The following is an 11,776-nucleotide window of genomic DNA, read 5'->3' on the forward strand; positions in this document are numbered from 1 at the left end:
TCTCTGACAAATAACCAATGATTAATTTATGAAAAAAACCGTTATTTTCACGCTTAGTTTAGGATTGCTAGCCACACTACCAGCAATGGCACAATTAGGCAGTGTTTTAGCCGATTTTCAATCCTATTCCAGCGAATTACAAAATTATCTCAAAAATAATTTGAGTTCCACATTAAAGCCTGTTGAAATGCAGTCCCAAAGTGCGCTGAATGAATCTACAGGACAGATGAATTTACCTAATCCAATTACAGCAGGAGATAGATTAGAGAATGTGATGGTTGTCAATTCTATCTCTGATAAATTTGATAACAATCCGGCGTTGAAGTCGAAAACAGCTACTAATGAAATTAATCGCCTGATTACCCGCAGTTCTGTAGCTAGCGTTTTGGGTAAAACTGGTCAAATCAGAACAAAAATTAAGTTACAAGATACTGAAAAAACCCTAGAAAATATTTCCCAAATTGCCCAAGAAGCGGATCAAAGCCATCAAAATTTTCTGGGTAGCTTTCAATCACAACTCGGTCAATTAACTACTGCGGGTATTCCTGGTTTAGGCGCGTTATTGAATAGCAATGAATCAGATTTACAACTTAAAAATATTCAAATTCAAAGTCAACAATCCAGAATTGTTGGAGAAACACTAGCGCAGACGATGCAGGTAAATCATTTCTTGCAATATTCTAATTTAAATTTAGCCAATATTTCCCAACAAATCGAAGACAATAACCGGGCGCGGCGTGTTGATTCCTCCGCCGAAGCTGCTAGGCTTTTACGCACAACTTCGCAAATGGATTTATTTGGGAGGAAAGAAAAGTAAGAGTCAATGGTCAATAGTCAATGGTCAATAGTCAATGGTCAATAGTCAATGGTCAACAGTTAACTTTCCTTCTGCCGTCAACCATAATCTGCCTTCTGCCTTAATTTAAATTTAAAAATGCAGTATATTCTACAAATTCCAGCGAATACAGGTATTAATGATGTTCTCGGTAATGGGGTAACAACTGCCCAAAGTATTGCTGAAAGCTGGGAGAATCAATGGCTAGATTTATTACAAAAAAATCCCAGTGACAATATATATGGTTCACTGACGAATTTAGGCATATTTTTTGCGGTAGGAACTTTATTAGTTTTCCTCATCCAATGGCTGAAAGATGTACTTGAGGGTGAATATTCTCGTCCGATTTCATCGATGATTTGGCCGTTTGTGGTGGTGATTTTATTAAATAATACTGGGAATGGAAGTATTCTTTCGAGTTTGACTTTAGGGGTACGCAACTACATCAATTCGGTGAATCAGCAGGTAGTGACTACAGCAGATACCGATAAAGTTTATCAGCAAGCGCTGAATATGAGTGTGGCGGAAGAGGTGGCTGGTTCTTTGTTGCGTCCTTGTCAGTCTTTAACTGGGGAACAACAATCGCAATGTTTTACTAAAGCTACAGAGAAAATCAATAATCTTTGGCAAGAATATAGAAATTCCTACGGTAATAAAACTTGGATTGAAAGATTAGAAAATAAGGTAAATCAGATTAGCTACGGTACAGGCGATGTTTCGGAAACTGCTTTTAATGCTTTGTTAGGTTCGACAGTGCAAACTAGTATTAAAAACTTTTTGGTTTCCTTACAATATGCTTTTCAAAATTTAATTGAAGCGACAATGCTACTAATAGCAGCTTTAGGGCCGCTAGCGGTTGGTAGTTCATTATTACCTGTCGCAGGTAAACCGATTTTCGCTTGGCTGACTGGGTTTATTTCTTTGGGAATTGCCAAGATTTCTTTTAATATTATTGCGGTGTTAACTGCATCTGTAATTGTTAATGGCCCGGCGCAAGATCCAAATGCTGATCCTGATTTAATGTGGTTCATAATTTTCTTAGGAATTTTAGCGCCAATTTTATCATTATTGACGGCGGCGGCGGGAGGATTTGCAGTTTTTAATGGGATTGCGAATACAGCTAACTGGGTGAAAGCGAGGGTCTAGATGGTAAGGTTATTAGAGAAGAAAAAACAGACAGTTAATATTTTAACAATTTTTGCGATCGCAACTTTTGGATTGCAGGTATTATTGCTGCTATTTTTAATGATGCAAGGCTTAAATATTCGCCAGCTTAGTTTGCGAAAACAGCCGAATTTTGTGCAGATGGTTGATGGTAAACCTGTTGATAATACTGATAATTTAGCACGAGACCCGGAAGGAATTCGCCAATTTGTCAGTAAAACTATGACTTCAATTTTTAACTGGTCAGGAACTTTACCGCCACAAACTATTGAAGAAGTAGGTAACCCTAAACCAGATTTAGGAATATTAATTAAAACTCCATCGGGTGGGAGTCAAAAAGTTACTACTAGTAGTTGGATTGGTAGCTTTGCTTTATCTGAAGATTTCCGCAAAGGCTTTTTAAGTCAGATTGCAGTCATGACACCACCGGAGGTATTTGCAAATAATCAAGAACAAGTCATTTCCGGTAAATTAGTGATTAAAAGAGTCTATCCTCCTAAAGAAATTGAACCTGGTAAATGGCAAGTGGGGATGGTAGCCGATTTAATTCAAACTAAAAAATCTGATGGTAAAAAACTTATAGTGCCTTTTAATAAAGATATATTGGTGAGGGCAGTAGATTATTTTGATTACCCTCAAGTTGAGCAATTAACAGTTTTGCAAAGAGCAATTTATGCTGTACGTGCTGAACAGCTAGAAATTTACGAGATGCGCAATTTATGTTTAATCGACGCCTATGATAATTTACAAGGTGCAAATTCAAATCAATGTGAAATTGAACGCAAAACAGGTAACTTTACTCGATAAAACCTCTATTTAAATAGACGCGATTAATCGCGTCTCTACCAATTAAAAATTGACAAGCGAAGCGCTATAATGCAGCTACTTAAATCAGAAAATAAAAAGACTAATATTTTACCAATGTTTGCCGTTGGCACATTGGGAGTTAATATATTAACTTTATTTGTTTTGATGTTTCACGGGTCGATGTTGCAGCGATTGAACCAGCAAATCGCCTTACCAAGCCTGGTACAGCTAATTGATGGTCGGTCGATTACAGCCAATCCACAAGAAAATCAAGAAAGATATCAACAAACTATTCGCCATTTTGTTGGCGAAACTATGACTTTAATGTTAACTTGGTCACAGCAACTACCACCAAATACTGTTTGGGACATTAGCTCTCAATTGGTGACTGATGATTTTCAGCCAAAATTACAAACACAAATCAATAAGTTAAATTCTGAAAAAAGAATATCTAGTTCTTATCAAGCTACTGAGCAGATATTGGCAATTCAAAGAATTTCTCAACCCGAACAAATCGCTGAGGGTAAATGGAAAGTCGAGATGATTGCTAATCTCTTAGTTTTTCATAATTCCGATAGGCTTGGTGAATCAATTCCCATCAATCAGCAAATTTTTATCCAGACTACCGATGAACCTGTTGCTTCTTTACCTCAATCTCCCACTGCTTTACATTTGGCTGCTTATCGCCTTGGTGCAGCTAGACTGCAAATTTACAAAGTTTGTGACTTAAAAGATAAAACCTGTTCCGAAAAGTTACCTTAGGACGTACTATGACTCGCTACTCAAGTTCAACCAAAATTTCCCTAAATGATGATTCTCAATTAGAAATCGATTCTCAAGATTGGGAATTAAGGATGGCAAAGTTAGTAGGGTTAGAAAATGGAGAGTTTTCATTTGACCACGATGACACAATAGAAGAATCAGTTAATAAATCAGCTAACTTAGAACCATCGTTTTCTCAACCATCAGAAGTTAAAACTGAACAATCTTTTGCTTCCAATCCCTTTGCCAAATTAGGTTTGGTAGGTACGGCGACTTTTGCTGTGGCTTTGTGTGCTGGTGGGTTTTTAACTCAACTTATGTCTAGCAACAATCAAAAGGCAAAAAAGAAGAATATCGCTTCCCCGGTAAAAACGCCGCTACTCAATGAATCGCAACCCAAAGAGTTAGAAATTGAAACTCTCAAAACTAAATTAGCTCTGACTGAACAAGCAGAGGCGGTACAGTTAGCACAAAAACAACTGAGAAATATTCAAAATCAACCGCAAAATCTATCACCATCAACAGTTGCAAAATCTACCGCAACAACAAGCAACGTACCCAGAATTATGACTGTTGAGCGCATGGTTGATTTACCCACTCCACCACAAACACCCATCGCCTCTCAACCGTTACCAGTACCCCAACCACCGCAAATAGTAGCTGTCAAACCAGATATTCCCCCAGCAGTTAAAGCCACGCCTCAACCTAAATTAGATCCTTTTCAGATGTGGAATAATTTGGCTAAGTTAGGTAGTTATGGTCAAGTACCTGTTAGAGATATAGCATCAGCAAATATCAATACTCCAACTGCCAGCAATACCAATCCAGAACAACAAGCAAATAACCCTGCTGCTGCATCTACACCAGAATCACAAACAACAGCCAGCGAAACAGACAACTCTACTCTGATAGCGAATAAAGAAGCAAAGAGTTCTAAGTCCTTAGCTGTAGGAACGAGCGCTAAAGCAGTGCTAGCGACGGCTGTATTTGGCGAAACTGCTAATGCATCCGCTAACAATGGCGAGAATGAAGGCGAGAGCGCTAAAAATACCTTTGTCGTGCGGGTACAAGAGCCTTTAAAAGGCGTAGATGGCAGCGTGGCTATTCCGGCGGGGACTGAGTTATTAACAGAAATAAGCTCCCTTTCTGAACAGGGATTAGTACAGCTGAAAGTTGTAAAAGCGATCGCTAAAGATAGCAATGGCATCACTGAAAATAGTTTACCGCCAAATGCGATCGTGATTCGCGGTACTCAAGGTAGACCGCTAGTAGCCAAACAATATCCTAATCGCGGCTCATCTATTGCCGGTATGGATATCGGATTGTTTGTTTTGGGTGGTTTGGGTAAAGCTGCTGAGTTAATGAATCGTACAGACTCCCAAGTTGTAAGTACCAGCGCCGGAAGTACTGTAGTTACTACCAATAACCCTCAACGCAACATGATAGCCGCCGCCTTAGAAGGTGGGATGAACACGGTAGTACCGCAAATTGCCCAACGCAATCAACAAGCCATCTCCGAGATGATGCAACGCACTAACGTCTGGTTCTTACCCGCCGGTACAGAAGTGGAAATTTATATCAATCAAACAATGGAGTTTTAGGATTTGGGTATGGGGCATGGGGCATTGGGCATTGGGCATTGGGCATTGGGCATTGGGCGGAGACGCGATGAATCGCGTCTCTACAATTGTCCTCCTTGTCTCCCTTGTCCTCTCTCGCTGCTCCCTGCTCCCTGCTCCCCTGCCTCCTCTGCTCCTCCTCACGCGCCTGAGTTCATATATGAGAAAAAATCGCCTTTTTTGCCTGGATATATTGAATAATTCTAAATTTCTGCCTTGGGCTGCTTTTGGGTTTATGGCTGCAATTGTATTGGTAGGAGGCCGTGCTGTAGCTGAAAATGCTGTTTTGCGCTCGATTTTCTCTTGTCAAGCTCAAGGTTTAAGTGGCGTAGTACCTACCATTAAAATTTGGTATCAACAGGGAACAAACCTTAGTTTTATTCCCGCCGGAGAAAAAATTAGAAAAGTTTGGTTAAATGACCCATCCCAGGTAACGATAGACTTTGACGGGCCGATGTGTATGCAATTCGGTCAAGGTGCTGGTACAGGAGATTGCCAAAATTCTTCAGCTAATGTCATGCAACTCAGACGAATTAAAAAATTGGCAATTCCCGGCTTACCTTATACAGATAATACATTATTAACCGTAATTACCGAAGGTGGACAAAACACTAAATTGTATACATTTCGGATTCTATATGGCGATGGCAGTCCAGAGTATCATACTTTAGCTGTGTTTCCTGATACTGATTCTTCTAGTACCTCACCTTGCGTAAGACCGCCGCAGTAAGGGACAGGGAGGACAAACAATTCAAAATTCAAAATTCAAAATTCAAAATTAAGAACTCTATATTTAATTTTCACTTTTGCCCAATGACTAATGACCAATGACAATTGTACAGACGCGATGAATCGCGTCTGTACAATTGAGCAAATAATCATAAAAACCCTGCTGATTCATAAAGGCGTTTGAGCATAGCAGTAATTTTTGTACCGTAGTCTAAATCTGCTGACCAGCGCCCTGATAATTGATCGACTAAGGGCGCAACACCACGGGTGACAAAACGAAATCTGGGGTCTACAACTTCGTTTACTAAAGGTTCTAAACTGGCGTAAGCTTTTAAATGTTGGATATGTGCCCTAACGCCAATTCTCGCACTGGTAAAAGATGCGGCTTCGGCACTACCACCAATTGTACCTAACCCGGCAAAGTTATTTTGCTCTGGTCTAATATCATTACCAAAGCGTAAAAATCCGGTTTCTACACACATTTGGCAGAAAGCAATATCGTAGTTGATTCCTTCTGTACTTGCTTCTTCGCGGTAGAGTTTGGGGATATCAGGAAATTGCACTAAAGCATTTTCATTATTATTTCTGAGAAATAACTGTAATTGAACTTCGGAAGTATTACCATTGGAGATAATGCGGTCAAATTGACCAGGACAAACTACTAAAATTGAACGTAAACTGACAGTGCGAGTTGCTGCATCCCAACCTATAGATACGTTAAAATCTCGCAGTTCAATTGCTTTAATATAGACTACTTTATGATAAGTAATCCGGCGAACTTCTGGTATTTTAGTTAAATCAACTCGTAAGCGGTCAGCTAAATCAATGGGGATATAAGCATTGCCATTAATTAATATTCCTTGTTCTGAATATTTTTGACCGTTAACAGTAATATTAATTGTTGGATAATTTGGTGCTGGGGGAGTTCCTTGATTTGGGTCAACTGCGCGACTCCAAGAAGCCAAGCCATCCGAAATTCCTAAAGCAAAATCGCGACGACGATTTTGGAGTAAAGCACGGTCTTCTGGACTGCTGAGGAAACCGACTTGCATTAACAAAGACGCGATCGCAGTTTGTCTACAAAATATTAACCGCCCCAATCCACTATCGCTATCAGGCCTAACTCCCCGATTGGGTAACTGGGGAACGCGGCGTAATAATCCTAACAATAAAAGTTCCGCATTGCTTTTGCGCTGATTATTATTGGCAATATAGAACACGCTAGCCCCCCGGACAGTGGGGCTACTAGCTGCATCAGCGTGAATTTCTAACGCCACATCAGTGGAACGCCCGCGAGAATTGATCCAGGCGATAGTATCGGCTGCACTCAAATCGTCAGGAACTGCTAAAACTTCAAAACTCCGCGCCCGCAATTCAGTTACAATCAAATCGCGCAGCAGAATCATTTCTCTAGCTTCTGTTGTCCCGCCTGCGATCGTCCCCGGATCGACTCCTCCGGCTTCTTTGCCTCCGTGAGCAGCAGAAATAAAAATACGCCCCATGTTCAGTATTTCCTCTTATAAGAATCAGCCTCAGCAATCCTATATATCATTTCTTGGTTTAGCATCAACAATATAATAGCCATCAGGAGCGATTGATCATTTGTTTCTTAAAGAAAACAGCAGCCTGAGGGGATGAGGAGGACAAACAATTCAAAATTCAAAATTCAAAATTCAAAATTGTTTCTCTGCCCCATGCCCAATGCCCCATGCCCAATGCCCAATGCCCAATGCCCAATGCCCAATAACCAACTATGTACATCCCCCGCTTGCACCCCAATACAATTGAAGAAGTTAAACAACGCGCTGATATTGTAGATGTCATCTCAGAGTACGTAGTTTTACGCAAACGTGGCAAAGATTTTGTGGGTTTATGTCCGTTCCACGATGAGAAAACTCCTAGCTTTACGGTGAGTCCAACGAAGCAAATGTATTATTGCTTTGGCTGTCAAGCTTCAGGAAATGCAATTAAGTTTTTGATGGATTTGGGGAAGCGTTCGTTTGCGGAGGTGACTTTAGATTTAGCTAGGCGCTATCAAGTCCCTGTACAAACCCTAGAACCTGAGCAAAGACAGGAATTACAACGACAGATTTCTTTGCGCGAACAGTTATTTGAAGTTCTAGCTTCCACAGCGCAATTTTATCAACATGCTCTAAGACAATCTGCTGGTCAAAAAGCATTACAGTATTTAAAAAGCGATCGCCTGCTGAAAGAAGAAACCATACAGCAGTTTGGCTTGGGTTATGCGCCTGCAGGTTGGGAAACACTATACCGTTATTTGGTGGATAGTAAACATTATCCGGTGCAATTGGTAGAAAAAGCCGGATTAATTAAACCGCGCAAGGAAGGGAACGGTTATTATGATGTATTTCGCGATCGCTTAATGATTCCCATCCGTGACATCCAAGGGCGGGTGATTGCCTTTGGCGGGCGCACTCTCACCGATGAGCAACCAAAGTATCTCAATTCCCCCGAAACGGAGCTTTTTAGTAAGGGTAAAACTTTATTCGCCCTCGATCAAGCTAAATCGGGGATTTCCCAATTCGATCAAGCTGTGGTGGTGGAGGGATATTTTGATGCGATCGCTCTTCATGCTGCGGGGATTAATAATGCTGTGGCTTCTTTGGGTACAGCTTTAAGTTTAGAGCAAGTAAAGCTAGTATTACGCTATACCGAGTCTAAACAGTTGGTGCTTAACTTTGATGCTGATAAAGCAGGAAATAATGCTGCAAATAGAGCGATCGGGGAAATTGCCGAACTCGCTTATATGGGCGAAGTTCAGCTAAAAATTCTCAATATTCCTGATGGTAAAGATGCTGATGAGTACTTACATAGCCATAGCCCAGAAGACTATCGGGAATTGTTAATTAATGCGCCTTTGTGGCTGAATTGGCAAATTGACCAAATCCTCAAAGACCGGGATTTAAAACAGGCTACAGATTTTCAGCAAGTAACTCAGGGTATAGTAAAATTACTTAAAAATATAGTTAATAAAGATACGCAAAATTATTATATTTCCTATTGCGCGGAAATCCTCAGCTTAGGAGATAGCAGACTCATTCCCCTACGAGTCGAAAATTTGCTGACTCAGATTTCACCTGCTAGCAGCTATTCTCAACCCGTACCACTCAAGAGAAAAGCGGAGATTAATCAAGCTTCTCAGGCTTCACCTAGTTCTAGCGAACGCGGTTTGTTAGAACGTGCGGAGGGTTTATTATTGCGGATTTACTTACATTGTCCCGAACAGCGCCAAACGATTTTAAACGCTTTAGAAGAGAGAGATTTACAATTTAGTCTTTCTCACCACCGCTTATTGTGGCAAAAGATTTTCGAGTTACCAATACAGCAAGTAGACTTAATTTCTAATTTGCAAGATAGTTACTTGGAATCATCTGAAGATTTAAGTTTAATATCGCATTTGTTTTACTTGAACGAGAAAAGCAAGAAAGATATCATGCGTACTCCGCAAGTAGTTCAGGCTGCGATTACTTGTATAGAACTAGTGATGTGTGAAAAGCGCTATCGCCATTTCAAAGAACTATGGGAAGCAACTGATGAACAAGCCGAAGCAGATTTATATGAATATTATGGAAAAGCATTTCTAGCAGAAAAACTGCGCTATATCAAGTTAAACGCACAGCGCAATTTCTCTATAGAAGAAGTTCTGAAATACGCCTAGAGATTTAAGTAAATTCAATATGAGTTATTCATCAACAAATTCTCTTGTACAATTTCAAGAGATTTATCCTAGTTTAGGTTCTCAGCTAACTCTTTATATGCTGGAAAGTTTTGCTGCTACAGTGAAGTTAAAAAGTCCGTATCCAGCCGCAGAAATCCAAGTACAAATTTGGACAAATACATTAAACAAGTTTAATAGTGAAGGTTTGTGGTCTGCTATAGATTTAGAGTACACAAATCGAGATGAAACTGATACGTATATGTTCCAAGGTGGATTTTTACCTACTAGCCCAGGAAATTATCAATTTACTTACAGAATTAGACTGAATAATCAAGAAAATAAATGGCAATGGGCTGGAGGATTTGGGGAAAATGGTTATCTTAAAGTTGAGGCACCATCTGCTGCAATGACTTGGACACAAGGGCCAAACCATGTTGAGTTTCTTCCAAGAGTTTATGTTGGTAATTTGATAGCAGCTTCTCAGGCTGAACAGCTTAAAATTGATGCTGTACTTAACTTAGCTAGTGAGTTTAATTTAGCTTTTTCTGCCAGTTCTAATGTTCTTTATAAAAAGATTAGCCTAATCGATGGAGCGCAGAATTTTATCCCAGATCATGCATTGTTAGAATCTATAAATTGGATAGAATCACAGGTTAAACAGGGTAAAAAAGTTTTAATCAATTGTCGAGCTGGAATAGGTAGAAGCGGTTCGATCAGTATTGGCTACTGCTTTTACAAAAATCGACATTGGACTTATCAAGAAACTCTAGATTATATATGGAGCAAAAAAGCGGATATCTATCCTCATAAACATCTCCAGGAAACATTAGAACGTCTATTTCCTCGGAGTGAATAGTGAAAAATTATCTTTTTTCAGATTTAGATATCACCCAATATGTTGAATATTTGAATCATTTACTCATCTTCTACCCAATCATCATCTTCACTCCAATATTGTTGAGGTGCATCTCCGTGAATTTCTAAAATCTTGGCTTTTTTAATTTTGTTATCTGGTGGTTCAATGGCTTCTAATTGCACATTAAATTTCCAATTGTCACCAAAATCATAATGATAAATCATGCTTGAACCCGGTTCTAAAGGTAGATCGCCAATGCGGACTTGATCTGCAAATGGGGGTGATTCCATGTAAGGATGACCGATTGTACAAGTGCGACCAAAACGGTCTTTATAAATAAATTCGTATAGGTGGTCATCATCAAAATCAAAAGCATCTAGAATTGTCCCAGCTAACCAGCTTAATTCTCTTTTTGCAGGGATAGCAATTCTTCGCCAAGATTTAGAAACCGAGACTTTAAAAATATAAATTCCATCTGTAAAACCTTGCTGAGGAAGAATTAAATTATTGTGCCATTCTGGGAAAAATGGCTGTAAAGTTGGCTGTAATTGTCCAAAATTTACATTAATATTTTCATCAAAGTTTCCAGTAAGACCAATAGGAAATAGCAACATAAATATAGCATCACCAAGGGGTAACCTTTCTACACTAGCAATGCGCCAGCCTTTACCTTCTTGAGCTTTTCCTGGTTGAAGAGTTAAGAATCCAAATAACTCTAATAAAGCGACATTATGCAGTCCAGGATAATAGCCAAGACCTTGTTGGTCATCATATTTAGTAAATTTTAAGCCTTTATCGGGTATCTTTCCCCAAAATTGAATACATTTAAATAAATTATTCCATGAATCGTGACGTTCGCCTAAAACTTCATTATTTCCCCAAATTAACCAAGCTTCCATTAAGGTGAAATAACGTTCTGTAACATTGAGTTTAGACCAACATTCTAATACAGCTTCATCTAAGAGGGTGTTTGAAAAGTTTTTAGGGGTCAAATTTTATGCTAGCCGCCTCACCATAATACGGATCATAGCAAGGTAGATAAAGGTTTCTGAAGTTTCGGGTAATAACTCATAATCTCTGGTCAATCGCCGATACCCCATCAGCCAACCGAAAGTGCGCTCGACCACCCAACGTTTTTTGAGTAACACAAAGCCCTTAGTTTGTTCTGGTCGCAGAACCACCTGCACAATCCATCGGCAAAAGTTCATTACCCACTGCATAAAAGGCTCACCATCAAAGCCGCCATCTACCCAAATGGTTGTCAAGCGAAATACCTGATCTTGAGACTGCTTAACTCTTTTGAGAACTTGCTTACCTCCTTCACG

The 11,776-nt window shown here is 39.6% G+C and carries 11 protein-coding genes; 8 read left to right on the forward strand and 3 right to left on the reverse strand.

What is annotated here, in order from left to right; genetic code table 11:
* The first annotated feature begins 28 nt into the window (after positions 1-28).
* From H6G08_RS04335 to H6G08_RS04360, 6 genes are all read left to right on the forward strand, one after another.
* Positions 29-817 carry a hypothetical protein gene (locus H6G08_RS04335; protein ID WP_190539043.1) on the forward strand — a complete coding sequence of 263 codons (789 nt, stop codon included), beginning with the start codon at positions 29-31 and terminating at the stop codon, positions 815-817.
* A gap of 117 nt (positions 818-934) precedes the next feature.
* Complete coding sequence (locus H6G08_RS04340; RefSeq protein WP_190539044.1) at positions 935-1,981, forward strand: hypothetical protein; 1,047 nt, start codon at positions 935-937, stop codon at positions 1,979-1,981.
* Positions 1,982-2,806 (forward strand): hypothetical protein, encoded by an 825-nt coding sequence (locus H6G08_RS04345; protein ID WP_190539045.1) that lies wholly within the window; start codon positions 1,982-1,984, stop codon positions 2,804-2,806.
* 69 nt (positions 2,807-2,875) lie between these two features.
* Positions 2,876-3,568 carry a hypothetical protein gene (locus H6G08_RS04350; RefSeq protein WP_190539046.1) on the forward strand — a complete coding sequence of 231 codons (693 nt, stop codon included), beginning with the start codon at positions 2,876-2,878 and terminating at the stop codon, positions 3,566-3,568.
* A gap of 8 nt (positions 3,569-3,576) precedes the next feature.
* Positions 3,577-5,169 carry a TrbI/VirB10 family protein gene (locus H6G08_RS04355; protein ID WP_190539047.1) on the forward strand — a complete coding sequence of 531 codons (1,593 nt, stop codon included), beginning with the start codon at positions 3,577-3,579 and terminating at the stop codon, positions 5,167-5,169.
* A 178-nt stretch (positions 5,170-5,347) separates the two neighbouring features.
* Positions 5,348-5,917, forward strand: coding sequence for a hypothetical protein (locus tag H6G08_RS04360; RefSeq protein WP_390625555.1), 570 nt, complete (start codon positions 5,348-5,350; stop codon positions 5,915-5,917).
* Positions 5,918-6,065: 148 nt separating this feature from the next.
* Here H6G08_RS04360 and tftA read toward each other — a convergent pair whose 3' ends face one another.
* Complete coding sequence (gene tftA, locus H6G08_RS04365; protein ID WP_190539049.1) at positions 6,066-7,418, reverse strand: hormogonium tapered terminus morphoprotein TftA; 1,353 nt, start codon at positions 7,416-7,418, stop codon at positions 6,066-6,068.
* A 251-nt stretch (positions 7,419-7,669) separates the two neighbouring features.
* On the opposite strand from tftA, the gene dnaG reads away from it, so the two are divergent.
* Both dnaG and H6G08_RS04375 read left to right on the forward strand, forming a co-directional pair.
* Positions 7,670-9,595, forward strand: coding sequence for a DNA primase (gene dnaG, locus H6G08_RS04370; RefSeq protein WP_190539050.1), 1,926 nt, complete (start codon positions 7,670-7,672; stop codon positions 9,593-9,595).
* A gap of 19 nt (positions 9,596-9,614) precedes the next feature.
* The gene (locus H6G08_RS04375; protein ID WP_190539051.1) at positions 9,615-10,451 is read left to right on the forward strand and encodes a dual specificity protein phosphatase family protein; all 837 of its coding nucleotides are present in this window, start codon (positions 9,615-9,617) and stop codon (positions 10,449-10,451) included.
* Positions 10,452-10,510: 59 nt separating this feature from the next.
* Here the strand turns inward: H6G08_RS04375 and H6G08_RS04380 are convergent, their stop codons facing one another.
* Together H6G08_RS04380 and H6G08_RS04385 are read right to left on the reverse strand one after the other, a co-directional pair.
* Positions 10,511-11,443: a plasmid pRiA4b ORF-3 family protein gene (locus H6G08_RS04380; RefSeq protein WP_190555546.1), complete on the reverse strand. Its 933-nt coding sequence runs from the start codon at positions 11,441-11,443 to the stop codon at positions 10,511-10,513.
* A 3-nt stretch (positions 11,444-11,446) separates the two neighbouring features.
* A partial coding sequence (locus tag H6G08_RS04385) for a transposase (RefSeq protein ID WP_190539052.1) occupies positions 11,447-11,776 on the reverse strand: 330 nt, incomplete at its 5' end.

Origin of the sequence: Calothrix anomala FACHB-343 (genome assembly GCF_014696435.1) — a bacterium.
Classification (GTDB): Bacteria; Cyanobacteriota; Cyanobacteriia; order Cyanobacteriales; family Nostocaceae; genus Aulosira; species Aulosira anomala_A.

Bases quoted from the DNA above. Each gene is read 5' to 3' on its own strand.
- H6G08_RS04340 (WP_190539044.1), top strand. From the start codon at position 935: ATGCAGTATATTCTACAAATTCCAGCGAATACAGGTATTAATGATGTT.
- H6G08_RS04355 (WP_190539047.1), top strand. From the start codon at position 3,577: ATGACTCGCTACTCAAGTTCAACCAAAATTTCCCTAAATGATGATTCT.
- H6G08_RS04360 (WP_390625555.1), top strand. From the start codon at position 5,348: ATGAGAAAAAATCGCCTTTTTTGCCTGGATATATTGAATAATTCTAAA.
- H6G08_RS04375 (WP_190539051.1), top strand. From the start codon at position 9,615: ATGAGTTATTCATCAACAAATTCTCTTGTACAATTTCAAGAGATTTAT.
- tftA (WP_190539049.1), bottom strand. From the start codon at position 7,418: ATGGGGCGTATTTTTATTTCTGCTGCTCACGGAGGCAAAGAAGCCGGA.
- H6G08_RS04345 (WP_190539045.1), top strand. From the start codon at position 1,982: ATGGTAAGGTTATTAGAGAAGAAAAAACAGACAGTTAATATTTTAACA.
- H6G08_RS04335 (WP_190539043.1), top strand. From the start codon at position 29: ATGAAAAAAACCGTTATTTTCACGCTTAGTTTAGGATTGCTAGCCACA.
- H6G08_RS04350 (WP_190539046.1), top strand. From the start codon at position 2,876: ATGCAGCTACTTAAATCAGAAAATAAAAAGACTAATATTTTACCAATG.
- dnaG (WP_190539050.1), top strand. From the start codon at position 7,670: ATGTACATCCCCCGCTTGCACCCCAATACAATTGAAGAAGTTAAACAA.